The sequence below is a fragment of the Pseudomonas sp. BIOMIG1BAC genome, from assembly GCF_001705995.2.
GTDB lineage: Bacteria > Pseudomonadota > Gammaproteobacteria > Pseudomonadales > Pseudomonadaceae > Aquipseudomonas > Aquipseudomonas sessilinigenes.
On the sequence record NZ_CP049045.1, the window covers coordinates 4,048,448 to 4,072,946 of the forward strand.

Here is a 24,499-nt window from a genome sequence, read left to right on the forward strand (position 1 = left end):
CGATGGGTATGGGCCAGCCCAGGGCCAGCTTCGTCCTTGAAAAAAAGAGCGGCATCTTAGCCGCAAGTCCGCCGCCCCACTAGCCAGGAGTCCGGCCTCTAGGCGCCGCCCTGCCCCAGCAATTGGCTCAAGGCAGCACGCAGCTTGCCTGGCTTCACCGGTTTGTTGAGCAGCGGCGCGCCCAATTGCTGCAAGGCCCGCCGGCACTGATCGCTGCGGTCGGCGGTGATGATCACCGCCGGCAACGGCTGGCCGAAGTGCTCGCGCAACTGGCGCACCACCTCGCACCCGGTGATGCCGTGATCCAGGTGGAAGTCCGCCAGAATCAGCTCCGGCGCCTGGCCCTGCAACGCCTCCAGGGCCGCCGCCTGGTCAGTGGCGGTGACGACCCGGCACCCCCACTGCCCCAGCAACGCGGCCATGCTGTCCAGGATGCTCAGCTCATTGTCCAGCACCAGCAGCCGGCGCCCGGGCAGCGGGTTGCCGGTGCTCGGCTGCGGCGCTTGCTGGCCGATGGGCAGCGGCATACGAGCGGCCAGGGGCACCTCGATGCTGAACCGCGAACCACGGCCCGGACGCGAATGCACCTGCACCCGGTAGCCGAGGATGCGGGCGATGCGCTCGACGATCGCCAGCCCCAAGCCAACCCCCTTGCGATCGGCGGCGCGGCCCACGTCCAGCTGGTTGAACTCGAGGAAGATCGACTCCAGGCGGTCGGCGGCGATCCCGCGCCCGGTGTCCCAGATCTCCAGCCGCAGGTACTCGCCCCGGCGCCGCGCCGCCAGCAGGATGCTGCCGCGCTCGGTGTAGCGACAGGCATTGCTCAACAGGTTGCGCAGGATTCGCGTCAGCAACCGCAGGTCGGTGAACAGCGCGTAGTCCCCCAGGCGCACCCGCAACTCCAGGCCAGCGGCCTCAGCGACCGACTGGAACTCGGACACCAGTGGCGCGAGGATTTCATCCAGGCGATAAGTCGCCGGATCGGGCTTGACCGCCGCCTGGTCCAGGCGGGAGATATCCAGCAGGTCGGTGAGCAGGTCCTCGGCGCCCTCCAGGGCCTGGTGGGTGCGCTCCACCAACAGTTGCTCGGCACTGGGCAACTGGCGCTCGCGCAGGGTGGAGATCAGCAAGCGCGCGGCATTCAAGGGTTGCAGCAGGTCGTGGCTGGCGGCGGCCAGGTACTTGTCCTTGCTGCGGTTGGCAGCCTCGGCGGCATCCCGCGCCTCCCGCGCTTCCCGTTCGCTGCGCTCGCGCCGCAGGATCTGCTGTTGCAGCTCGCGGTTGGCGTCCAGCAGTTCATCGGTGCGCGCGGTCACCCGCTGTTCCAGCTGGTCATTGAGTTGCTCCAGGCGTTGCTGGGCCAGCTTGCGCTCGGTGATATCGGCAACGAAACCCTCCACCAGCCCGGCTTCATCGGGCTTGAGCAGCAGGTTCATCAGCACGTCGATACTGCTACCGTCCTTGCGCCGCAGTTGAGTCTCGTAGCCCAGCAAGCTGCGCTCGCGTTGCAACTGCTCGCCGATGGCCTCCAGCTCCTGGGCGCCGCCGACGAACAAGTTGCCGGCCAGGTCGGCCAGCGAGAACAGCACTTCCTGGGGGTCCTGGTAACCCAGCATGCGCGCCAGGGCCGGGTTGGCGGCGCGCATGCCGGCCTGCAGGCTGGCCTGGAAGATCCCGTGCACGGCGTGCTCGAACAGCCACTTGTAGCGGTTGCGCTCGGTTTCCAGGTCTTCCAGGCGTGCGGCCAGCTCCGGGTAGTGACTCTTGCGCGCCGAGTGATTGCCCAGGCCCAGCAGCCCGGCCAGGGCCCGTTGCTGCTCGTCAGAGGGCCTCGCCATAGACCACCTCGACATCGCGCTGGCTCGACTCCCGGGGGTTGGTAAGGATGCACGGGTCGTCCATCGCATGGCGCGACAGGAACGGAATATCGCTGCTGCTGACCCCATGCAGGCTCAACGTTTCGTGGAAGCCGATGGCCTGCTTGAGCGCGATCAGGTGGTCCACCAGGCGCCGGCAGATCTGCTGTTGGTTGAGGCCGCGACAGTCGATGCCGAAGGTCTCGGCGATCACCTTGAAACGCTCCGGTGCCGAGCTGTAGTTGAACGCCACCACGTGCTCCACCAGCACCGCATTGCACAGCCCGTGAGGCAGGTCGAGGAAGCCGCCCAGGCTGTGGGACATGGCATGCACCGCGCCGAGGATCGCATTGGAAAACGCCAGTCCGGCCTGCATGCTGCCGAGCATGATCTTCTCGCGCAGGGCGATGTCCTGCGGGTTGGCGATCATCTGCACCAGGTTGCCGTTGATCAGGCGCATGGCCTCCAGGGCATGGGGGTCGGTGAGCGGGCCGTGGCCGGTGGAGACGAACGCCTCGATGGCATGCACCAGGGCGTCGATGCCGGTGCAGGCGGAGAGGAACGGGTCCATGCCCTGGGTGGTTTGCGGATCGATCAGCGACACATCGGGGACCACCGCCTTGCTGACGATGGAGAACTTCATCCGTTCCTGCTGGTTGGAAATGATGACGAACTGCGAGACATCCGCCGAGGTCCCGGCGGTGGTGGGAATCATGATCAATGGCGGGCTGGGCATGCGGAGCATGTCCACCCCCTCGAACTCCAGGATGCTGCGCCCGTGGGCCACCACGATACCGATGCCCTTGCCGCAATCCATCGGGCTGCCGCCGCCGACGGCGACGATCACGTCGCAGGCGTTTTCCCGGTAGACCTCGGCGCCCTGCATCACCTCCTCCACCCGCGGGTTGGGCGACACCGCGCTGTACAGGCAGTGCTCCACGCCCTGGGCCTGGAGGCTGGCCAGGACATCGGCGACCCAGCCGGCGGCGATCACCCCGGGGTCGCTGACCACCAGGACCTTGCGCGCACCGAAGGTCTTCGCATAGTTGCCGACGTTATGCCGGCAACCGGCGCCAAAGATGATTTCCGGGGAGACGAACTTGCGCAGCAGACTGAGATTCTGGCCCATGGCAAAAGCCTGTTTTCTTATTGTTCTGGAAAGAACGCCAGCCTAAAGCATCGCCGGGCGAATGCAATCCGACCATGGTGCCCCCTCGCCTCGTGTGGCCGCCGCAGACTGCGCACGGCCCGGTACGGGTCGCCCGATCAGGTGGTGCGATCGGCCTGATGCACCGCGCCGCCTGGTTTACGGGCGCTGCGCACCCGGTCGCAGCCTCGCGGGCTCGGCAGCGGCTACAGGTGCAGGTCCATGCCGTCGTGGGCCACTTCGATGCCACGGCACAGCAATTGGGCATGCTCGGCGGAGTCTTCGTCGAGGATCGGGTTGGTGTTGTTGATGTGGATCAGCACCTTGCGCGCCCTTGGGAACGCCTCCAGTACCTCGAGCATGCCGCCGGGGCCGCTTTGCGCCAGGTGGCCCATCTCGCTGCCGAACTTGTCGCCGACCCCGCACTGGCGCATCTCGTCATCGCGCCACAGGGTGCCGTCCACCAGCAGGCAGTCGGCGCGGCCCATCCATTCCAGCAGGGCCTGGTCCACCTGACCCAGGCCCGGGGCGTAGAACAGGCTGGCGCCGCTGCGCCGGTCCTCGACGAACAGGCCGATGTTGTCCCCCGGATGGGGGTTGCCGCGATGGGGCGAATACGGCGGCGCACTGCTGCGCAGGACAATGGCCCGCAGCAGCAGGTCCGGGCAGGCCGGTACGCTGAAGGTGCGGCCATCGAGGTGGATCGGCTGCCAGGCCAGGCCGCCGTTCCAGTGGCTGAGCATGTTGAACAGCGGGAAACCGCTGCACAGGTCCTGGTGCACCATCTCGGTACACCAGACCTGATGCGGGCAGCCCTCGCGCAGGCTGAGCAGGCCAGTGCAATGGTCGATCTGGCTGTCCAGCAGGATCACCCCGGCCAGCGCCGAGTCCCGCAGTTGCCGTGCCGGTTGCAAGGGAGGAAAAGACGCCAGTTGCACGCGAATGTCCGGCGAGGCGTTGCACAGGATCCAGTCCACGCCGTTGTCGCTCAAGGCGATGGACGATTGCGTGCGCGGCCGGGCTCGCAGGCTGGCATTGCGCACGCCGGCGCAGTTGCGGCAATTGCAGTTCCACTGCGGGAAACCGCCGCCCGCTGCGGAACCGAGGATGCGGATATGCATGGTGTGCTCCGAAGACAGAAGACTCCGGTCGCCACCCGTAGCGACCGGAGCGGAACGGCTCAGCGATTGGCGAAGTACAGGGTCACTTCGAAGCCGATGCGCAGGTCGGTGTAGGCGGGTTTATGCCACATGGGGTCGATCCTCTTGTCGTGCCGGGGGATTCCGGTAACCGCATTAATGCACGGTGGACGGTGGGACCGAATGCTACTTTGGCACCGGTTGGCGGATGCCTTGGTAGGGGTAGGGGCAGCTACAAGTTACAAGCTACAAGCGGCAAGATAGGAGCGACAAAGGCACGCATGGGTCGCTTGAAGCTTGCCGCTTGCCGCTGCCTAGAAGAAGCCCAGCGGATTGATGTCGTAGCTCACCAGCAGGTTCTTGGTCTGCTGGTAGTGGTCGAGCATCATCTTGTGGGTTTCGCGGCCCACGCCGGACTTTTTGTAGCCACCGAATGCCGCATGGGCCGGGTACAGGTGATAGCAGTTGGTCCACACGCGACCAGCCTTGATCGCCCGGCCCATGCGGTAGGCACGGTTGATGTCGCGGGTCCAGACCCCGGCCCCGAGGCCGAACTCGCTGTCGTTGGCGATCGCCAGGGCCTCGGCTTCGTCCTTGAAGGTGGTCACCCCCACCACCGGGCCGAAGATCTCTTCCTGGAACACGCGCATCTGGTTATGCCCCCTGAGCAGGGTCGGCTGGATGTAGTAGCCGCTGGCAAGGTCGCCCGCAAGGGGTTCGATGGCGCCGCCGGTCAACAGCTGGGCGCCCTCCTCCTGGGCGATCTGCAGGTAGGAGAGGATCTTCTCGTACTGCTGCCGGGACGCCTGGGCGCCGACCATGGTTTCGGTGTCCAGCGGGTTGCCGCGCTTGATCTGCTTGATCTTCTTCAACACCTCGGCCATGAACGGCTCGTAGATCGACTCCTGCACCAGGGCCCGGGATGGGCAGGTGCAGACTTCGCCCTGGTTGAAGAACGCCAGCACCAGGCCCTCGGCGGCCTTCTCGATGAACTTGGGCTCGGCCTGCATGATGTCTTCGAAGAAGATGTTCGGCGACTTGCCGCCCAGCTCCACGGTGGACGGGATGATGTTCTCGGCAGCGCATTTCATGATGTGCGAGCCCACCGGGGTCGAGCCGGTGAAGGCAATCTTGGCGATGCGCTGGCTGGTGGCCAGGGCCTCGCCGGCCTCGCGACCAAAACCCTGGACGATGTTCAGCACGCCGGCCGGCAGCAGGTCGGCCACCAGCTCGGCGAAGATCATGATCGACAGCGGCGTCTGCTCGGCCGGCTTGAGCACCACGCAGTTGCCGGCGGCCAGGGCCGGGGCCAGCTTCCAGGCGGCCATCAGCAGCGGGAAGTTCCACGGGATGATCTGCCCCACCACGCCCAACGGTTCATGGAAGTGGTAGGCAGTGGTCAGTTCGTTGATCTCTGCAGCGCCGCCTTCCTGGGCACGGATGCAACCGGCGAAATAACGGAAATGGTCGGCGGCCAGGGGCACGTCGGCATTGAGGGTCTCGCGCACCGCCTTGCCGTTGTCCCAGGTCTCGCTGACCGCCAGCAGCTCCAGGTTCTGCTCGATGCGATCGGCGATCTTCAGCAGGATCAGCGAGCGTTCCTGGACGCTGGTCTTGCCCCAGGCCTCAGCCGCGGCATGGGCGGCGTCCAAAGCCTTGTCGATGTCTTCGGCCGTGGAACGGGGGAACTCGGCGATCACCTGGCCATTGACCGGCGAAGTGTTGGTGAAGTACTGGCCGGCCACCGGCGGCACGAACTGGCCACCGATGAAATTGCCGTAGCGCGGCTTGAAGGACACGATGGCGCCTGGGGTTCCGGGTTGTGCGTAGATCATGCTGGGCCTCTGCGGGTCGATGCCTGTCCCACGACAGGCGATGGCTCGATAGTAGAGAGCCCCGGGGCACCGACGAATGCATCGTTGGCAGTGGGACTCTCGTCATTTGGTCGTAGGGCCGCAGAGTGGCAGGAGCTGAGCTGCAAGCTTCAAGTCGGGAGGCTGACCAGACAAATGTGGCGAGGGAGCTTGCTCCCGCTCCGGGGCGCAGCCCCGGCAAGACCTGAGACCACGGTCTGCCTGATGCAACCCGCTAAGCGGATTCTCGCTGGCAAGAATCAGAACATCGACCGCCCCCACGGGAGCAAGCTCCCTCGCCACAAGGGCGGTTCCCGGCGCTGGTGTCTTATGGCGAGTCGACGCGCTGCATCTGCTTGCGCTCGTAGCTCGGGTACAGGTGGCTGACACTGCGGATCAGTTCATAGCGGGTCAGGCTGATGGCGGCAAAACGCGCGGGGATCGGCGCGCGGATCAGTTCAGCCATGTCGTCGCCACGGGCAGCGCCGTCGCTCAGCAGCTGGTGCAGCCAGCCCAGGTAGTCGCGCATCTGGGCAAAGGGGACAGCGCTGCTGGCCACCGGGCCGTGGCCGGGCACCACCAGCCGCCAGGGCAAGGCTTGCAGGCGGTCCAGGTCCTTGAGCCAGACCGGAAGCCCCGGGCTGTTGGGGGTGGTCAGGGCGCGCTGGTAGAACACCAGGTCGCCGGCGAACAACACCCCGGTGCGCTCGTCGAAAATCGCCAGGTCGGCGCCGGTATGGCCGGCCAGGGCCAGCAACCGCAGGCGGTGTCCGCCGATCTCCAGCACTCCGGGTTCCAGGGTCCGGTTGGGCAGCACCACCTCGGTGCCGCGCATCCAGTCGCCCACCAGCCGGTAGAGGTTCTCGGCCATGGCGTCACCCTGCTGGCGCAGCAGTTCGGTGGTGCCGGCCAGGGCACCGATGGGCACATCGGCAAAGGCCTGGTTGCCCAGCACATGGTCCGGGTGATGGTGGGTCAGCAGCACCTGGATCACCGGCTTGCCGGTGGTGCCGGCAATCGCCTCGCGCAGGGCCTGGCCATAGCGTTTCGACGGCCCGGTGTCGATCACCAGCACCCCGGCCTCGGTAACGATGAACCCGGTGTTGACGATGTTGCCGCCGTTGTCCCGGGAGAAATTCTCGGTGCCGCCTTCCAGTAGCCAGGTGTCCTCGGCGATCTGCCGGGGCTCGAGACGGTAGTCCAGCTCGGCCCGGGCCGGCAGGCTCAGGCTCAGACACACCAGTAGTATCCAGCGCATGCTTGGCTCCTGGGCTCAGGGGATGGCCGCTTCGAACTGATTGCCGTTGTTGTCCCGCAGTAGCAGGCGGGTCTGCCCGGTGGCCTGGAGGTCGAACCCCAGGCTGGGGTTTTCGCTGACCGCCGGGTACAGCTCCAGGTGCGCCAGCACGCGATGGTCGGCGTCCAGCAGTTGCGCCTGGTTGAGGAAGAATTCGGGAATGCCGTTGAGCAGGCCGTTGTCCATCGGGTGCGACACCTGCAGGCGCAAGCGGCTGGCGCCGCCCCGGGGATAGCGCGCGCCCAGCACCTGGCCGACGTGCTCTTCCCAGCCGGGCTGGCTGCGCACCACGCTGGGGGCGGTACAGCCGCCGCCCGCGGCATCGATCAGGGCCGAGCCGACGTGCCACAGGCCATCGCGGGTCAGCACCGCGGCGCGCAGGGGCGTGGCCTGCTCGATGCGGATACGGATCGACAACCAGGGCTGCACCCCAGCGCCGGGGGTGAAATCGACGATCCGCGGCAGTGGGTTGAGCTCGGCCCAGGCGAGGATCTTCACCACTTCGCCGGCCAAGGCCCGGGCGTCGATTTCCAACGGCACCTGCCGCGCATCCTCGGCGAACGGCGGCGCCAGCAGCTTGACCCGTTCATCGAAGACGAAGGGCGCGTCCGCCAGGATCTGCCGATGGTAGTAGGCCCACATCACCGACGGCACCGGGTCCGGGCCGGGCTCGATGAGGGCCGCGAAGACCAGTGGCGAATTCAGCAGCAGGCCGCCCAGGTACAGCACCCAGAGGCGCATGGCCGTCATTCCTCGACGTGCACGCTGTCCAGGTAGCTACGCACCGCCCACAAGGCCTCCTGGCTCAGGTAGTCGGCCATCTTCGGCATGTACACCCGGCCATCGCGCACCGCGCCATGGCGCACCCGCTCGACGAACCACTCATCCCCGGCCTCGCCGACATCCAGCATGCGCAGGTCCGGGGCAATGCCACCGGACTTGGCTTCCAGGCCATGGCAGGCGGCGCAGTTCTGGTTGTAGGCCGAGGCGCCGATCTCCACCGCCTTGTCCCGCTCGGGGCTGGCCCGGTAAGGGTTGACCGCGGCCCAGCCGTCGCCGTCCAGGGTCACGCCAGCGTCCTTGACCGGGGTCAGGCCCTTGGTCTCCACCGCCTGGGGCACTACGTTGCCGTGGGCCCATGCACCGCTGTTCAACAGGCCGGCCAGCAGCCCGGCGGCCAGCCAGGCGTTGTGTTTTCTTATCATTGTCATGCCCTCAAGATTGCACGCTAGGCCTCTGGACAGAGGCCGTGGCGCCATCTTAGAAACAGCCTCCGGGGCAGCCGTATGCTGCTTTGGTGGCCGGGCCTTACTCCCTTGGTAGTAGGGCTTGTGGTGCGGTTCTAAATCAGGTGCCGGCTGGGAATTTTTCCCGGCAAGCGCGGGACTTTTTCCGTATCTCCAGGCCACGCCCCGGCACACCCTAGTCAGGCCAAAACCTCCACTGGGAACTGCCACCATGAGAATAAGAACGCTACCCACCCTTACCCCGCTGACCCTGGCCATGCAGGCCTGTCTGCTCGCTGGCAGCCTGTCCCTGAGCGCCGGCGCCAGTGCCGCCACCCCAGCCGCACCGAGCACCCGCAACGTTACCTGGGAAGACATCGCCAACGACCACCTGACCACCAAGGACGTGCTGCAGTACGGCATGGGCACCAACGCCCAGCGCTGGAGCCCGCTGGCCCAGGTCAACGACCAGAACGTGTTCAAGCTGACCCCGGCCTGGTCCTACTCCTTCGGCGACGAGAAGCAGCGCGGCCAGGAATCCCAGGCCATCGTCAGCGACGGCGTGGTCTACGTCACCGGTTCCTACTCCCGGGTGTTCGCCCTCGACGCCAAGACCGGCAAGCGCCTGTGGACCTACAACCACCGCCTGCCGGACAACATTCGCCCGTGCTGCGACGTGGTCAACCGTGGCGCTGCGATCTACGGCGACAAGATCTATTTCGGCACCCTCGACGCCCGGGTCATCGCCCTGGACAAGAACACCGGCAAGGTGGTGTGGAACAAGAAGTTCGGCGACCACAGCGCCGGCTACACCATGACCGGCGCCCCGGTGCTGATCAAGGACAAGACCAGCGGCAAGGTGCTGCTGATCCACGGCAGCTCCGGCGATGAGTTCGGTGTGGTCGGCCAGCTGTTCGCCCGCGATCCGGACACCGGTGAAGAGGTGTGGATGCGGCCCTTTGTCGAAGGCCACATGGGCCGCCTGAACGGCAAGGACAGCACCCCCACCGGCGACGTCAACGCGCCGTCCTGGCCTGATGACAAGACCACCGAGACCGGCAAGGTCGAGGCCTGGAGCCATGGCGGCGGCGCCCCTTGGCAGAGCGCCAGCTTTGACCCCGAGACCAACACCATCATCGTCGGCGCCGGCAACCCCGGCCCCTGGAACACCTGGGCACGCACCGCCAAGGACGGCAACCCCCACGACTTCGACAGCCTCTATACCTCGGGCCAGGTCGGCGTCGATCCGAGTACCGGCGAGGTCAAGTGGTTCTACCAGCACACCCCCAACGATGCCTGGGACTTCTCCGGCAACAACGAGCTGGTGCTGTTCGACTACAAGGGCAAGGACGGCAAGGTGGTCAAGGCCACCGGCCACGCCGACCGCAACGGTTTCTTCTACGTGGTCGACCGCAACAACGGCAAATTGCAGAACGCCTTCCCCTTCGTCGACAACATCACCTGGGCCAGCCATATCGACCTGAAGACCGGGCGTCCGGTGGAGAACGAAGGCCAGCGTCCGGCCAAGCCGCTGCCCGGTGAAACCAAGGGCAAGCCGGTGGAAGTCTCGCCGCCGTTCCTGGGGGGCAAGAACTGGAACCCCATGGCCTACAGCCAGGACACCGGGCTGTTCTACATCCCCGGCAACCAGTGGAAGGAGGAGTACTGGACCGAAGAGGTGAACTACAAGAAAGGCTCGGCTTACCTGGGGATGGGCTTTCGCATCAAGCGCATGTACGACGACCACGTCGGCACCCTGCGCGCCATGGACCCCACCACCGGCAAGCTGGTCTGGGAACACAAGGAGCACCTGCCGCTGTGGGCCGGGGTATTGGCCACCAAGGGCAACCTGGTATTCACCGGCACCGGCGACGGCTTCTTCAAGGCCTTCGACGCCAAGACCGGCAAGGAGCTGTGGAAATTCCAGACTGGCAGCGGCATCGTCTCCCCACCCATCACCTGGGAGCAGGATGGCGAGCAGTACATCGGCGTGACCGTGGGCTACGGCGGCGCCGTGCCACTGTGGGGCGGTGACATGGCCGAGCTGACCAAGCCGGTGGCCCAGGGCGGCTCGTTCTGGGTGTTCAAGATCCCCAGCTGGGACAGCAAGACCGCCCAGCGCTGATCGACCTGTGGCGAGGGCGCTTGCTCCCTCGCCACACCCGCCTTCACTGCTTCCGGAGAACCGCCCCATGAACTACCTGCCCCTTGCCCTGCTGCTGACCCTCTCCCCCGCCTTCGCAATGAACGTCGACGACGAGGGCAACGACGTCCCGCTGACCATCAACGGCTGCCTGATCGCCGAATCCAGCCAGTGCCCCGGGGCCAACCTGCGGGGCGCCAACCTGGCCAACCAGGACCTGCGCAAGATGAACCTGGCCGGCGCCGATCTGCGCGATGCAGACCTGCGTCACGCCCAACTGGACCTGGCCAACCTGGAAAAAGCCCGCTTGCAGGGCGCCAACCTGACCCGCGCCAGCCTGCAGCAGAGCAACCTGCGGTTGGCGGACCTGAGCGGCGCCACCCTGGTGGCCATCCAGGGCTGGGGCCTGTTCGCCCAAGGCGCACAGCTCGCCAACGCCAACCTCAGCGCCGCCTACCTGCAATTTGCCCGGCTGTCCGGGGCCAAGCTGCACCAGGCCAACCTGCAAGCGGCGGACCTGGAAATGACCTGGCTGAGCAAGGCCGACCTGCAAGGCGCCGACCTGCGCGATGCCAACCTGCAGGAAGCCAAGTTCGGCGAAAGCAACCTGGAACGCGCCGACCTGCGCGGAGCGCGCCAGCATTATGGGAATTTCCAGGATGCCAATATGGAGGGGTGCCAGGGGTGTCCGGGGACGTGGGATAAGTAAGGGGACGGGTGCATATCCGTTGCTGCGGGTGTGGCGGCTGGTGGTTTCGCCCTTACGGCGAGTCACTTTGAAAAGCCCAAAGTAACCAAAGGCTCCTGCCCCTCCACTCGGTGCCTCGCCTAGGCTCGGCATGCCCTCTCTCCGGCATTGATCCGTGGGCCGCCGCCACCGGCCGTCCCTGGCCGGATGGCGGCTAATCCGGCGTCCTGCCGGATTACCCACGGCTCAATGCCTGCGTTCGGCCATCGTGTCTAAGGGGGCAGGAAGATCAAAAGCAAAATCTGACGGCGGCCTGTCGGCCGGCCTTGTTTTTGTCCTGTTGCCCCTCTTTCACTGCCCTCTCCACGATGAATGAGGCTACATGGAACCGGCCTGCGCACCTTTGCTTTGGCTTTGGCTTTGGCTTTTGATCTTGATCTTGATCTGCCTGCCCCTTCAGGAGGCCGAACGCAGGCGTTGCGTAGGGGGCAGCTCGGCAAGGATGCCGAGCTAGCCGCCCCAGGCCATGGATGGCCTGTGGCGGCGGGCCCTCCGGAGCAATGCCGGAGCGAGGGCACCCCGAGCCTAGGCGAGGGGCCGTATGGAGGGGCAAGACTTTTTGGTTCCTTTTGTGGCGTTTGACAAAAGGGACTCGCCGTAAGGGCGAAACCCTAAGTTGGCCATGACCGCAGCAACGGATATGTACCCCGTCCCCAACATCCCTCACCACTACCGGAAAACACCTTCAGCCAACCACTCAGGAAAATCCCGCATACCCTGCAAAACGCGCCATACGTCGATGTAGTCATCGCGTTCAACGTAGAACACCAAATAGGGGTAGCGCTTCAACGGCCAGCAAGGTACCCCGGCAGATCCAGCTCGTGGGCGTAGCGAGACATACCCGAGGCCGGAAGGCGGCCGATATGAACATAGGCCTTTTCTAAAGCATCGATAAAACCGAGCGCAGCCTGCTCGGCCTGTTGGTCAAGGTAGTAGTTGATAGCGCCTTCCACGTCCTGACTGGCAAAGGCACGTGGAATGACCGGCTTGGCTTTCATCCTCGCGTCTTGTGCACCCTGGCACGCAGGGATTCGAAATAGTCACCCTCCACAGCAGTGCCCGGAGCCGATTGAGCACCGGCCAACAACAGGCCACGCAGGTATTGCCGATCCTGATCCTTGCGAGTCAGCTCACGCACATATTCACTGCTGGTGCTGTAGCCGCGCTGGCTGACTTGATCATCGACAAAGGACTTGAGAGCGTCCGGCAGGGAGATGTTCATGGTGCTCATGGCTTTGTCCGCTTTTGACAAAATTTGCCAAAATATACACCCCTCACCCCGCCACCCTGACCACCCCCATGTCGATCCCCAGATGCACCAGCTCCCCATGGGAACTGACCTGCAACTTGCTCTTGAGCAGAGTCAGGTGGTTGGACACGGTCTTGGCGCTGATGCACAGCTGCTCGGCAATCAGCCGCGCCGGGGTGCCCCGGGCCAGCATCACGAAGATCTCCAGCTCGCGCTGGGTCATGCTCTGCAAGCGCGGGTCGCTGGCGTTCGCCTGGGGGGTACAGGCCAGTTGGGTGGCCAAGGGTTGCTCGATGTAGGCGTGGCCGGCCAGCACCCGGTGCACCGCCTCGATCAGCACCTGGGGCGCCGAGTTCTTGGTCAGGTAGCCCGAGGCTCCTGCCTCCAGGGCCTGGCGCACCAGGGGCAGTTCGTCGTGCATGCTGAAGAACAGCACCCGCAACTGCGGCAAACGCTGGCGCAAGCGCCGAGTCGTCTCCAAACCGCTGATACCCGGCAAGGCAAAATCCATGATCACCAGTTGCGGCACGTCTTCCAGCACCCGGGCCAGGGCTTCTTCACCATTGGCGGCTTCACGCACCTGCATGGTCGGCAACACCGCCTGCAACAGGCTGGCGTAACCCTGACGGACCACCGCGTGGTCATCCACCAACAAGATATTCATCAGGCCTCCAGGGGTATGTCCAGGACCAGCGCCCAACCGGCGCCGGGGCAGTTGATGATGCGCAGTTCACCGCCCAGGCTGCGCGCCCTTTCGGCCATGGAGTGCAGGCCGACGCCCGTACGCCGGGCCTGGGGTGCGCCGCGACCGTTATCGCGGATCAGCAGGCGCAGCCCTGGGCCGCTTCGTTGCAGGCGCACCCGCACCTGACTGGCGCCGGCGTGTCGGGCGACGTTGGTCAGGGCTTCCTGCAACAGGCGATAGAGGTGGGTGTTGCTCGCCCTCGGCAAGGCCGGCAGGCGCTCGCCAACCCGCAGTCGGCATTCAATCCCCTGGCGCGCTTGCCACTGTTGCACCAGCAACCCCAGGGCTTCGGCCAGGGGCAGATGGCCCAGCACCACCGGGTACAGGTCCTGGACCATGGCACGAAAGCCCTGTTGCAGGTGCTCGCAGTTGAGCTCCAGGGATTGGGCGGTGCTGGCCACCCGCGCCGGCTGGTCCACCACCAGGCGCAGCAGGCAGGCCTGGGCGCGAATGCCGGCCAGGTACTGGCCGAGGTCGTCGTGCAAGGTCTGCGCCAGGTGATTGCGCTCTTGCTCCTGCACCGCCAGCAGGGACTGGGTCAGTTGCTGGTTGTCGCAATGGGCCTGCTCCAGGGCGCTGGCCATGCGGTTGAAATGTTCAGCCAGTTGCCGGGTTTCCGGCAGCGCGCTGCTGCGCAGGCGCACAACCATCTGGCCGTCGGACACCTGGCCCAGAGCATGCAGCACTTCATCGAGCCAGGCCCGGCCACGGCGCACCGCCCAGCCGATGCTCAGCAAGCTGAGCAGCAGCGCCAGCGCGCACAGGCCAAACCATTGCTGCAAGGCCTGGCGCACTTCCCCCAGTTCGGCGGCGGCATTCACCGCGATCAGCACGCGCCGGCCATCATTGAGTTGAAGTAACCGAGTACTGGGTGGGCTGTCACCCAGCAACAGGCGCTCCAGCCAGCCATCGGCAGCAATGGTACTGAGCGGCGTCAGGTCTTCATCCGGAACCAGCCAGTGCACCCGCACATGTCGCAGGCTGCGGGTCAGCTCTGGTTGCAGACTGGCTGGCTGCCGTTCGGCGCTATCCCCCAGGTACTGCACCAGGGCCTCGGCGGATTGCACTTCGCGTTCCACATCGTCCGCCGCCTGGCGCAGCAACAGCCCGGCGCCGGCCAGGGTCAGCAGCGCAAAACAGGCCGTGACCCACAGGTTGATCCGCCACAGGGCCGACATGCCTAGCGCCCCAGCGCCGCCGGCTGGCTCGCCGCCGGGGCCGGCCGTGAGCCGTGCAGGCGATCGACGCCGATCAGGCTGAGGATCAGCAGCAACGGCAAGAGCAGCACTTTCAGGATGCGCATGGGAAGGTCCTCCGGGTGGCCATGGCCGCTGCAGCCCATGCTAAGGCCAGCGCAAGAGTGCCGGCCTACTACCTTGGTACCGCTGCCCCGCTACTTTCTGCATAGCCGCCGAACACTCGCGTCAGGCAGCCGCCGCAAAGCCCGCGTCCCCCCTTTGCGAACACCCTCTTGGCGGCATGGTTTTCTACGACTTTGGTACTGCTTTTAGTGTCGATGGTCGCATTCCCAAGTGCCCGGCCCTGGCATGTAATGGGCCCATAACAACAAGGATAAAAGCCTTATGCCTCGTGCCCTGCAAACCCTGGCCACGCTGTGCCTGAGCCTGGCGCTGGGCAGCGCCCAGGCCGCCGACCCGCTGTTTTCCGCCGAAGGTTATCGCACCGGTCTCTATCGCAGCCCGACCCCGCTGCACATCGAGGCGGCGCAGATCGTCGACACCCAGGCCTTACAGGGCCTGCTGCAAGCGCGCCCGGCGCCGCTGCTGATCGATGTCTATCGCCGGCAATGGCTGCAAGGCCGCTTCATCGACAGCGAACCCCACGCCAACCTGCCCGGCAGCCATTGGCTGGCCAATACCGGCGACGGCGAGCTGACGCCCCAGTGGCAGGACTACTTCAACCAGCATTTGCAGCGCCTGAGCCTGGGCGACCGCCAGCGAGCGCTGGTGTTCTATTGCCGCGCCGATTGCTGGCTGAGCTGGAACGCGGTAAAACGCGCCGCAGCCCTGGGCTATAAAAATATCTACTGGTACCGCGATGGCCTGGATGCCTGGGAAGCCGCCGGGTTGCCCCTGGTGGCCGCCCAGCCCGAACCCCTGCCCTGACCCTGCCTGGCTCAAGTGCCCCCATAACCACAATAACGAGGTGAAAGGCCGTGTACAGAATCCTGATAGCCGATGATCACCCACTGTTTCGCGAAGCCATCCACAACGTCATCAGCGACGGTTTCCCCGGCAGCGAGGTGATGGAGACCGCCGACCTGGACAGCGCCCTGGCCCTGACCCAGGACCACGACGACCTGGACTTGATCCTGCTGGACCTGAACATGCCCGGCATGCACGGCCTCAATGGCCTGATCACCCTGCGCAACGAAGCACCGACCATCCCGGTGGTGATCGTCTCCGCCGAGCAGGACAAGCAGATCGTGCTGCAGGCCATCACCTACGGCGCCGTGGGTTTCATCACCAAGTCCTCGCCGCGCTCGCAGATGACCGAAGCCATCGAGCAGATCCTCAATGGCAACGTGTACCTGCCGCCGGACATCATCCGCACCCAGAAGAGCTCGCCAGGACGGCGCAGCAGCGAAGCCCCGAGCTTCCCGCCGGAGCTGTTGCAGGCCCTGACCCGCAAGCAACTGCTGGTGCTGGAGCGCATGACCAAGGGCGAATCCAACAAGCAGATCGCCTACACCCTGGACATCGCCGAGACCACGGTGAAGGCCCACGTCTCGGCGATCCTGCGCAAGCTCAACGTACACAACCGGGTACAAGCAATCCTCAGCGCCGGCGACATCGATTTCGGCGCCTACCTGCGCCGCTAGCGGTAAGCCTCAAGCTCGGGGCTTACAGCTTGAAGCTTGCCGCTGCTTTATGAGGTGGCTGATGGCGGTCTTGAGTTTCATTGGCCGAACCGGCTTGTGCATCAGGGTGTGGCCCAGTTCGCGCAGTTGCTGCTTGAGGTCGTTGCTGTAGTTGGCGGTGATCATCATCGCCGGGATCGCCAGGGCGCGCCGGGCGTTGATCCGCGCCACGGCGTCGATGCCGTTGCGCTGCTGGTCCAGGTGGTAGTCGGCGATCAGCAGGTCGGCCTCGGCCCGGTAGTCGTCCACCTGGCGCGCCAGGTCCTGCTCGGACAACGCCGTGACCACCTGGCAGCCCCAGCCTTCGAGCAGGGTGCGCATGCCGGCGCAGATCGCCGCATCGTTATCCAGCACCCAGATCCGCGCGCCCTGCAAACGCTCCAGCGGCGCCGCCCGCCCTTCCAGGCACGGTGTAGGTGGCGGCGCGCTGGCGCTGATCGGCACTTGCACGCTGAACACCGAACCGCGCCCAGGCCAGGAACGCACGTCGATGCGGTGGCCGAGGATCCCGGCGATTTTCTCGACGATGGCCAGCCCCAGGCCCAGGCCCCGATCCTGGTCGGGACGCTGTTCATCACCGCGCTTGAACTCCTGGAAGATCTCCTCCAGCCGCTCGGCGGCGATGCCCAGGCCACTGTCCCAGACCTGGATCGACAGCCAGCGGCCCTGGCGCCGGCAGCCCAGCACCACCCGACCCTGGCGGGTGTAGCGGATGGCATTGCTCAGCAGGTTGCGCAGGACCCGCGCCAGCAGCTGGATATCGCTGCGCACCAGCACCGAGCAGGCCACGAAGTGCAGCTCCAGGCCTTCGCTGCGGGCCACCTGGGCGTACTCGGCGGCCAGGTTGTCCAGCAGCTCGCCGAGGGCGAAGGGTGCGATATCGGCCTTGATCACCCCGGCGTCCAGCTTGGAGATGTCCACCAGGGTGCCCAGCAGGTTCTCCACGTCCTCCAGGGAGTTGCTGACATTGCGCACCAGGGCCTGGCTCGCCTCGGGGTCGCGACGCTCCAGCAGGGCACTGGTGAACAGCCGCGCGGCGTTCAGCGGTTGCAGCAGGTCGTGGCTGACCGCGGCGAGGAACTTGGTCTTCGACAGGTTGGCCCGCTCGGCCTCGCCCTTGGCCTCGCGCAGGCGCGATTCGACCCGGCTGCGCTCCTCGATCTCGCGCAGCAGTTGCTGGTTGAGGGTGGTCAATTCGGCGGTGCGCTCGCGCACTCGCAACTCCAGGTTCTGGTAGGCCTGGTGCAGGGCCTCGGCGGTGCGCCGGCGCTCGGTGATGTCGCGGATCAGCACGAAGATCCCTACCACCTCACCGTTGGCCAGGCGGTTGGGCACGTAGGAGCGCAGCATGTAGCGCTCTTGATGGTTGATGTTGGTCTCGGGGAACTCGAACGTCACGCTTTCCCCCGCCAGCGCCCGGACGATGTAGGACTCCAGGCGCTGGTAGTGCTGCTCGCTGTGCACCTCGCGCAGGCTCTGGCCGAGCATCACGCCCCGGGGCCAGCAGTACCACTCCTCGTAGACCTTGTTGGTGAACTCGTACACCAGGTCGGCATTGAGGTAGGCGATCAGCGCCGGCACCTGGTCGGTGATCAGGCGGATCCAGCGTTCGCTCTCGCTCAGGGCCTCGGCATGCTGGTAGCGCTCGGTGATGTCGGTGAAGGTGTTGACGAAACCACCGGTGGGCAGCGGATGGGTGCGGATCTCCAGGACCCGGCCATCGCTCAGGCGCTGCTCGCACTCATGGATCGGTCGACCATTGGCATCACGGCTGTCAGGGCTGAGCAGGCTCAGTTCGCTGTCACCGATGACCTCGGCAAACAAGCGGTGCGCGGCCACCGGCGCCAACCCGCTGAGCTCCAGGAAGCGCCGGTTCCACAACTCCAGCACGCCCTCGGCGTTGACCATGGCCACGCCCTGGGACAGGTTGTCCACCGCCCGTTGCAACAGGTGGGATTTTTGCGCCACCGCCTGCTCGCGGCGCTGGGTCTCGCTGTGCTTGACCTCGGTGATGTCGGTGAACAGGATCACCCGCCCACCCTCACGGGTCGGTCGTTCGCTGACCTGCAGCCAGCGGCCGTTGTGCAGGCGATACAACAGGTGTTCGTCACCGCCGCTGCGCGGCTCTTCGCTGAACAGCCCGGTGCTGGTCAGCAGCCGCCGGACCTCGGCCAGGCGCATGCCGGCCATGATCCGCACCCGGCTGCGGGCCCAGAAGGCGCGAAAGCGACTGTTGAACAGGACGATGCGCTGCTCCTGGTCGAACAGCACAAAGGCGTCGGAAATGCTCTCGATGGCATCGATCAGATGCTGGTGGGCGGTCTCGGCCCGCAACCGCGCCTCGCTGAGCAAATGGTTGCCGGCCTTGAGCTCGGCCATGGCCTGGTTCAGTGCGTCGGTGCGTTCGCGCACCTGTTCGGCCAGCACCACCGAGTGCTGGAACGCCGCATAAGGATCGTTGCCCCGGGTGATGCCGGACTCGACCCGCTCGATCAGCGCGTCGTTGATCCGCCGCAGCTTGCGGTTCTCCCGTTGCAGGCAGTCGATCCGGGCTTGCAGTTCAGCGACGGGCCGCAGTTCGGCTGCGGGCAATGGCGACCCCGGTAAAGGTCTGGTTGATGTGCATGCCATTGAACTGTTCTCCGTAGGTGTTGAACCCCATCACCCGCTGCTCGCGCAGGAAGGCACCGATACGCTCCAGGCCGCCCTGATCCTCCAGCTCCAGGCGGCGCAGGAAGCAGTCGCAGCCGATGGTCAGCAGCAAGCTGCCCAGGCGTTGCTGCAAGCCGTCGAACAAGGCTTGCAGGTTGGGCAGCAAGGGGCCGGGAGTCATGGCGGTGAGGACGATGCCGTTCTCCACCGCGCAGTAGAAGCTCAGGCTCAGGTCCGGGTGCACCTGCTGCACCGCACGCACGTAGTAGTGCTGGTTGATCCGCACCGCCAGCGGATGGGCGGCGAATACCCGGTGGTCGAGGTGCGCCAGCGGCACGCCGATCAGCCGTGCGTATTCCTCGGCGGCCGGCTCGGCGTTCAGCTCATAGACCCGGCGCAAGGTGCTGTCGACGCCGGTGACCACCAGTTTTTCCGTCCGGGGCTGGATGTGGTGGGTGGTGAACACCTCGAAATCCAGCCAGGTATTGACCAGCACCACCACCGCTGCACCGCTGTGGAATTCACCGCCGAAGTACACGTGGGTGTGGGTCAGGTAGTTGTCGTCGCCGGCCGAACCGCCGAAATGCGGGATATCGCCCAGGGCCGCGCTGAGGGCGGCCAGGACCATTTCCTCACGACTCGACAGGCCGTCCAGCAGGGTCAGGGCGAAGGTGTTGCCCTTGATCGGCGCCAGGGTGTTGCTGCGACAGCCGCCCACCAGGCGCTCGACCATGCGCTGGGCGTCGATCAGGCTGAAATGCTCCATCTGGTCGATCAGCTCGGCGGCGATGGAAAAGTGCCGATGGTCGAAACCGATGGCGGTCACGCAGTTGCGCCCGTAGCCCTGGGGCGTGATTTCCCCGGCGCTGGTGCAGCCCACCAGGGGGATACCGCCAAAGCCCTGTTGCAGGGCCTGGCCGAGGGCTTGCAGCGGGTACTCGGCGGAGCAGAAGAACAGCACGAAGCCCAGGTGCGGATGCAGCAGCTGGCGGGCCAGGTCCTGGGCCACCTGCTGCGGATCGCCGGCCTGGGACATGGCGCTGACCACGCCCTCGCTCTGGGCTTGCTGCATCGTCGCCTCCGGCGCGGGATTGTCTGAGGGATGAGTGTACGAAGCCGGCCCCGGGGCACGAATGCTACTTGGGTAGCGGGTGGCCGGTTCCATGGGCGTAGGCTGCGCCTTCCAGCGCGAGCGCACTTGCGCACCACAGGATTCTCACAATCGACCGCAAGAACAGACGCACACCGCTTGCGGCTACCCACTTGCGGCTTGCAGCTGGCAACTGGCGGCTTGCCGCTGCCGTTACCAGGTCAGCACTGCGCCTACGGCGAAGGTGTTGGTGTCTTCGTTCTGGGCGCTGCCGCGATGGCCGTCGATCTGGAACTGGTTGTACTCGGCCACCAGCTTGAGGTTGTCGTTGATGTCATGGAACAGCGCGACGCCGCGCGTCTGGTAGTCGGCGCCGCTGCCCACCACGCCGTTGCCGTCGTCACGGGTCTTGCCGTAGGACAGCGCCAGGCGGTTCTTGCCCAGCTTGTACGAGCCCTGCAGCAGGTAGCCGCGGCTGTCGACATTGCGCAGGGTGGCCTTGCCGGCGTTGTTGGTGAAGAACGGGTTGATGCCCCTGGCCTGGAACCCCGAGCCGGTCAGGGACAACCCGCCCAGCTTGGCTTGCAGGCCGTAGCCCAGGCCCTTGGAGGTCACCGAGCGCACCTCGGGGTCGGTGTTGTCGGAGGTCTGGTAGCTGCCGTTGAGCCAGCTGTAGAACTTGGCCCCGCCCAGGTCGAACTGGTAGGTGATCTCGCTCTCGGTACGCGGGTTCTTCTGGTAGGCCTTGCCCAGGGTGCTGCTGTCGTTGGTGTCCACCGGGTCGAGGATGCCCACCGCCACCCGCAGGCCGTCCATCAACGGGCTGCGGTAGGTGATCTGCGAGGTGGGAAAGGGATAGGGATAACCGCTGCCGATATTGCCGAACGACACCCCGCCGCCATCCACCAGCCCCAGGCTGTCGCTGACCTGGCCATAGCCTGCGAGCATCTCGTCGAGCAGGATGTTGGAGCGGGCGAACAGGCCGAAGTCCTTGCCGATCAGCACTTCGCCCCACTCCGGGTTGGCCACGGTGCCGTAGAACTGGCGCACGTCGATGGCGGTGTCGGTGCCGTTGTCCTGGCTGTCGTTGATGGTTACCCAGAACGAGGCCCGGGCGCCGAGCTTGAGGTCGTCCACCTGCTTGCCCATGTTGAAGCCCAGGTAGTTGGGCAAAAAGCCCATCTTCACCCGCGCCTGGCGCCGGTCGTACTGCTCGCCGGCACGGTCGACCTTGCTGTTGACGTAGAAGGCGTTGACGTAGCCGTCGGTGGAAAAGGTGGTCTGGTCCTTGTCGTAGAGCATGATCTGGGCCTGGGCGGCATTGCCCAGGCCGAGGGTCGACAGGCCGGCGATCAGGGCCGGGAACAGAGGGTGCTGGCGATTCTTATTGTTGTGCATGGCGCGCTCCGCATTCGGGGGACGAGATGTCGGAGGCGATTATCAAAAGGCGCCGCAAGCGCCCATAGGCTGCCTTGGGGGCAAGTGGCCGGTGCTTTGGTGGGGCAGCAGCGGAGCGGCCGTTTCGATCCACGACCAGCCCCGCTACCGGCCCCCTACCTGGAGTAACACCAAGGGCTCATGGACCCGGATGCGAAGGGATGAAGCCCTTAGTCGTCGCCCGCCAGGCCCCGCAGCCGCGCCAGTTCGGCGGTGGCCAGGGGAATGCCCTCTTGCAGGGATCTGGCCCGGGTGCGGTAGCGCCGGTCACCGGGCAGGCGCTCCAGGCCCACGGCCTGCATCTGCTGTACCAGCTCCTGGCTGCGCTGGGCGAAGCGTCCACCGCCGCAGTGGCTGGGGTCGATGACGATCAGCAACTGGCCGGTCCAGGGCGTCTGTGCCCCGGGATGCCGGGACCAGTCGAACTCGAAGGAGAAGTTGCCTCCGGTCAGCGCCGCTGCCAACAGCTCCACCATCATCGACAGCGCCGAGCCCTTGTGCCCGCCGAAGGGCAGCAAGGCACCGCCGTCGAGGATCGCCGCCGGATCGCAGGTGGGCTGGCCGTCACGATCCACCCCCATGCCCTCGGGCAGCTGCTCCCCCTGGCGCTTGGCGATCTGTACGTCGCCATGGGCAATGGCGCTGGTGGCCAGGTCGAAGACGATGGGCTCGGCGCCTTCGCGGGGCGCGGCGAAGGCAATCGGGTTGGTGCCGAACAGCGGCCGCTGGGCACCGTGGGGCACCACGCAGGTCATGCTGTTGACCAGGCTCAGGGCCACCAGGCCTTCTTCGGCGAAGGGCTCGACATCCGGCCAGAGCGCGGCGAAGTGATGGGAATTACGGATCGCCAGCACCGCGATCCCGGCGCTGCGGGCCTTGCTCACCAGCGCCTCGCGGGCCGCCGCCAGGGCCGGCTGGGCAAAGCCGCCTGCGGCATCCACTGCCACCACGCCAGGGGCTACATCCTCCACTTGCGGCACGGCCTGGCCATCGACCCAGCCGCTGGCCAGGGACGACAGGTAGCCGGGAATGCGGAACACCCCATGGCTGTGGGAGCCGTCACGCTGGGCCCGGGCGCAGTTGTCCGCCAGGACCCGGGCCACTTCGGCGCTGGTGCCGTGGCGCAGGAAGATACGTTGCAGAAGATGGGTCAAGGCCGATAGGTCGAGGTGCTCGACAGCGGCCTGCGCCAGGGGGGCGTCGGACATGGGTGGCTCCATTGGAATTGTTATTGGAAGGCACCTGACTATCGCGTCACGACAGTTAACTGTCAAATGTTGACTTAATGACAGAAAACATTCATTTTCCGTTGTCAACGGCCAATAACAATGAAAAACCATGAGCCAATCCATCAAACAACGCCTTGAAAGCAGCCTGCCCAGCGCCACCGCTTCAGGCCGGGCAATCGCCAGCTACATGCTGGCCAACCTCTACGAGCTGCCGTTCCAGACTGCCGCCGACATTGCCGAGAAACTCGGCGTCAGCGAGTCCAGCGTCGGCCGCTTCTGCCGCGCCATCGGCTACAGCCATTTCAAGGATCTGAAGAACGACCTGAAGAACGACCTCGGCGAAGGGCCGTGGCTGGTGGGCGATCGCTTGCAGGAGTTCCGCCAGCAGCCCAGCCCCACCGGCCAGGGCCTGCCACGCAGCTTCGAGCTGGAAGTCGGGGCGTTGATGAAGGTCTATGAATACAGCCTGACCCCGGCCTGGGACCAGGTGGTGCAACGCCTGGCCAGCCGGCCGCGGGTGTTCGTCGCCGGCTTCCAGACCGAGCGCGGCATCGCCGCCTCCATGGTCCATCTGCTGCAATACCTGCGCGACGGCGTGCAGCTGGTGGACGGTTCCGCCGGGCACTTCGCCGAGGTGCTGCTGGCCCCGCCCGCCGACTGCGCGCTGGTGGTGTTCGAAGCTCGGCGCTACTCGCGCCACGCCCTGGCCCTGTGCCACAAGGCTCGCGAGGCGGGGATACCCGTGACACTGGTGACCGATACCTTCTGCGATTGGGCCGAGCAGAACGCCGACGAGGTGTTTCGCGTGCCCACCGAGTTCAACCTGTTCTGGGAGTCCACCGCGGCGATGCTGTCGCTGGTGCACCTGCTGGTCAACCAGGTGTGCAAGCACCTGGGGCCCGAGGTGGAAAAGCGCCTGGAAGCCACTGCCGCCCTGCATAACGAGTTCGTTGGCTACACATCCTCCACCCGAGCAAAACAATAAATAATCGAGGTGCTCCATGAAAAACGTCGTTCGCTTCGCCAGTGCCTGCGTCATGGCCGTCGCCGCTACCGCGGCCCAGGCCGAGGTCTTGAAGATCGCCACCGAAGGCGCCTACCCGCCCTTCAACTACGTGGACTCCAGCAACCAGCTGCACGGCTTCGACGTGGACATCGCCAACGCCCTGTGCGAGCGGCTCAAGGTGCAGTGCCAGATCGTCGCCCAGGACTGGGAAGGCATCATCCCGGCGCTGATGGCCAAGAAGTACGACGCCGTGGTGGCCTCGATGATCGCCACCGACGAACGCAAGAAAAAGATCGCCTTCACCAACCACTACTACCGCACCCCGCTGTCGGTGGCGGTGCCCAGGGACTCGGACATCACCGATGCCCAGACCGACTTCAAGGGCCGTACCGTGGGCGCGCAATCGTCCTCGACCCAGGCCATCTACGCCGAGGACCACTACGGCCCGGCCGGGGCCGACGTGAAGTTCTACCCGACCCTGGACGAAGCCAACAGCGACCTGGCCGCCGGGCGCATCGACGGGGTGATCGCCGACAAGTTCCCGCTGCTGGCCTGGGCCGACACCGCCGGCAAGGATTGCTGCAAGATCATCGGTGACGTCAACGGCACCACCGCCGACGCCTCGATCGCCGTGCGCAAGGAAGACAACGCCCTGCGCGAGCGCCTGAACCAGGCCCTGGACGAGATCGTCGCCGACGGCACCTACAAGAAGATCTCCAGCCGCTACTTCGCCTTCGACATCTACTGATCCGCCGCCACGGTGCCGCGCCGCCCTGGCGCGGCGACCGGCTGCACGAAGCT

At 65.8% G+C, this 24,499-nt stretch carries 22 protein-coding genes and 1 pseudogene; 6 read left to right on the forward strand and 17 right to left on the reverse strand.

The window, feature by feature from the left end:
• Nucleotides 1–98: 98 nt before the first annotated feature.
• From ATY02_RS18750 to pedF, 8 genes are all read right to left on the reverse strand, one after another.
• Nucleotides 99–1,838 carry a NahK/ErcS family hybrid sensor histidine kinase/response regulator gene (locus ATY02_RS18750; protein WP_068586431.1) on the reverse strand — a complete coding sequence of 580 codons (1,740 nt, stop codon included), beginning with the start codon at nucleotides 1,836–1,838 and terminating at the stop codon, nucleotides 99–101.
• Entirely contained in the window at nucleotides 1,822–2,985 is a 1,164-nt protein-coding gene (gene ercA, locus ATY02_RS18755) for an alcohol dehydrogenase-like regulatory protein ErcA (protein WP_068586433.1), read from the reverse strand. Before ercA ends, ATY02_RS18750 begins: the two co-directional genes overlap by 17 nt.
• 224 nt (nucleotides 2,986–3,209) lie before the next feature.
• Nucleotides 3,210–4,124 (reverse strand): pyrroloquinoline quinone biosynthesis protein PqqB, encoded by a 915-nt coding sequence (gene pqqB / locus ATY02_RS18760; protein WP_068586435.1) that lies wholly within the window; start codon nucleotides 4,122–4,124, stop codon nucleotides 3,210–3,212.
• 59 nt (nucleotides 4,125–4,183) lie between these two features.
• Nucleotides 4,184–4,255 carry a pyrroloquinoline quinone precursor peptide PqqA gene (gene pqqA, locus ATY02_RS18765; protein ID WP_083236097.1) on the reverse strand — a complete coding sequence of 24 codons (72 nt, stop codon included), beginning with the start codon at nucleotides 4,253–4,255 and terminating at the stop codon, nucleotides 4,184–4,186.
• A 201-nt stretch (nucleotides 4,256–4,456) separates the two neighbouring features.
• Complete coding sequence (locus ATY02_RS18770; protein WP_164823692.1) at nucleotides 4,457–5,977, reverse strand: aldehyde dehydrogenase family protein; 1,521 nt, start codon at nucleotides 5,975–5,977, stop codon at nucleotides 4,457–4,459.
• A 346-nt stretch (nucleotides 5,978–6,323) separates the two neighbouring features.
• Nucleotides 6,324–7,253 (reverse strand): quinoprotein relay system zinc metallohydrolase 1, encoded by a 930-nt coding sequence (locus ATY02_RS18775; protein WP_068588608.1) that lies wholly within the window; start codon nucleotides 7,251–7,253, stop codon nucleotides 6,324–6,326.
• Between the two features lie 15 nt (nucleotides 7,254–7,268).
• Nucleotides 7,269–8,033 (reverse strand): quinoprotein dehydrogenase-associated SoxYZ-like carrier, encoded by a 765-nt coding sequence (locus ATY02_RS18780; RefSeq protein WP_083235675.1) that lies wholly within the window; start codon nucleotides 8,031–8,033, stop codon nucleotides 7,269–7,271.
• A 5-nt stretch (nucleotides 8,034–8,038) separates the two neighbouring features.
• Nucleotides 8,039–8,497 (reverse strand): cytochrome c-550 PedF, encoded by a 459-nt coding sequence (gene pedF, locus ATY02_RS18785; RefSeq protein WP_022643635.1) that lies wholly within the window; start codon nucleotides 8,495–8,497, stop codon nucleotides 8,039–8,041.
• A 253-nt stretch (nucleotides 8,498–8,750) separates the two neighbouring features.
• Here pedF and exaA point away from each other — a divergent pair, with 253 nt between their 5' ends.
• Both exaA and ATY02_RS18795 read left to right on the forward strand, forming a co-directional pair.
• Nucleotides 8,751–10,643, forward strand: a complete 1,893-nt coding sequence (gene exaA / locus ATY02_RS18790; RefSeq protein ID WP_068588605.1) for a quinoprotein ethanol dehydrogenase — start codon at nucleotides 8,751–8,753, stop codon at nucleotides 10,641–10,643.
• A 67-nt stretch (nucleotides 10,644–10,710) separates the two neighbouring features.
• Nucleotides 10,711–11,370, forward strand: a complete 660-nt coding sequence (locus ATY02_RS18795) for a pentapeptide repeat-containing protein (protein ID WP_068584369.1) — start codon at nucleotides 10,711–10,713, stop codon at nucleotides 11,368–11,370.
• 708 nt (nucleotides 11,371–12,078) lie between these two features.
• Here the strand turns inward: ATY02_RS18795 and ATY02_RS18800 are convergent.
• The 5 genes and pseudogenes from ATY02_RS18800 to ATY02_RS36370 all read right to left on the reverse strand — a co-directional run bounded on the left by ATY02_RS18800 (nucleotide 12,079) and on the right by ATY02_RS36370 (nucleotide 14,706).
• Nucleotides 12,079–12,407: pseudogene (locus ATY02_RS18800) on the reverse strand (type II toxin-antitoxin system RelE/ParE family toxin).
• Nucleotides 12,404–12,640 carry a ribbon-helix-helix domain-containing protein gene (locus ATY02_RS18805; protein WP_068584366.1) on the reverse strand — a complete coding sequence of 79 codons (237 nt, stop codon included), beginning with the start codon at nucleotides 12,638–12,640 and terminating at the stop codon, nucleotides 12,404–12,406. Before ATY02_RS18805 ends, ATY02_RS18800 begins: the two are co-directional and overlap by 4 nt.
• Before the next feature lie 43 nt (nucleotides 12,641–12,683).
• On the reverse strand, nucleotides 12,684–13,322 hold the full coding sequence (locus tag ATY02_RS18810) for a response regulator transcription factor (protein WP_058434445.1): 639 nt from the start codon (nucleotides 13,320–13,322) through the stop codon (nucleotides 12,684–12,686).
• Nucleotides 13,322–14,581 carry a sensor histidine kinase gene (locus ATY02_RS18815; protein WP_068584363.1) on the reverse strand — a complete coding sequence of 420 codons (1,260 nt, stop codon included), beginning with the start codon at nucleotides 14,579–14,581 and terminating at the stop codon, nucleotides 13,322–13,324. Before ATY02_RS18815 ends, ATY02_RS18810 begins: the two co-directional genes overlap by 1 nt.
• A gap of 2 nt (nucleotides 14,582–14,583) precedes the next feature.
• Complete coding sequence (locus ATY02_RS36370) at nucleotides 14,584–14,706, reverse strand: hypothetical protein (protein WP_263986923.1); 123 nt, start codon at nucleotides 14,704–14,706, stop codon at nucleotides 14,584–14,586.
• 280 nt (nucleotides 14,707–14,986) lie between these two features.
• Between ATY02_RS36370 and ATY02_RS18820 the strand changes: the two genes are divergently transcribed.
• The gene (locus ATY02_RS18820; RefSeq protein WP_068584360.1) at nucleotides 14,987–15,529 is read left to right on the forward strand and encodes a PQQ-dependent catabolism-associated CXXCW motif protein; all 543 of its coding nucleotides are present in this window, start codon (nucleotides 14,987–14,989) and stop codon (nucleotides 15,527–15,529) included.
• 50 nt (nucleotides 15,530–15,579) lie between these two features.
• A complete protein-coding gene (locus ATY02_RS18825; protein WP_022643626.1) occupies nucleotides 15,580–16,245 on the forward strand; it encodes a response regulator transcription factor in 666 nt (221 codons plus the stop codon).
• A gap of 9 nt (nucleotides 16,246–16,254) precedes the next feature.
• Here the strand turns inward: ATY02_RS18825 and nahK are convergent, their stop codons facing one another.
• From nahK to ATY02_RS18845, 4 genes are all read right to left on the reverse strand, one after another.
• Nucleotides 16,255–18,915, reverse strand: coding sequence for a hybrid sensor histidine kinase/response regulator NahK/ErcS' (gene nahK, locus ATY02_RS18830; RefSeq protein ID WP_068584358.1), 2,661 nt, complete (start codon nucleotides 18,913–18,915; stop codon nucleotides 16,255–16,257).
• Nucleotides 18,845–20,008 (reverse strand): nitric oxide-sensing protein NosP, encoded by a 1,164-nt coding sequence (gene nosP, locus ATY02_RS18835; protein WP_068584356.1) that lies wholly within the window; start codon nucleotides 20,006–20,008, stop codon nucleotides 18,845–18,847. The genes nahK and nosP overlap by 71 nt, the downstream gene beginning before the upstream one ends.
• 231 nt (nucleotides 20,009–20,239) lie before the next feature.
• A complete protein-coding gene (locus ATY02_RS18840) occupies nucleotides 20,240–21,424 on the reverse strand; it encodes a porin (RefSeq protein WP_068584353.1) in 1,185 nt (394 codons plus the stop codon).
• A gap of 209 nt (nucleotides 21,425–21,633) precedes the next feature.
• Complete coding sequence (locus ATY02_RS18845) at nucleotides 21,634–22,671, reverse strand: Ldh family oxidoreductase (protein ID WP_068584352.1); 1,038 nt, start codon at nucleotides 22,669–22,671, stop codon at nucleotides 21,634–21,636.
• A gap of 130 nt (nucleotides 22,672–22,801) precedes the next feature.
• On the opposite strand from ATY02_RS18845, the gene ATY02_RS18850 reads away from it, so the two are divergent.
• The gene (locus ATY02_RS18850; RefSeq protein WP_068584349.1) at nucleotides 22,802–23,677 is read left to right on the forward strand and encodes a MurR/RpiR family transcriptional regulator; all 876 of its coding nucleotides are present in this window, start codon (nucleotides 22,802–22,804) and stop codon (nucleotides 23,675–23,677) included.
• Nucleotides 23,678–23,693: 16 nt separating this feature from the next.
• Nucleotides 23,694–24,446: a transporter substrate-binding domain-containing protein gene (locus ATY02_RS18855; RefSeq protein ID WP_022643621.1), complete on the forward strand. Its 753-nt coding sequence runs from the start codon at nucleotides 23,694–23,696 to the stop codon at nucleotides 24,444–24,446.
• Nucleotides 24,447–24,499: the final 53 nt, after the last annotated feature.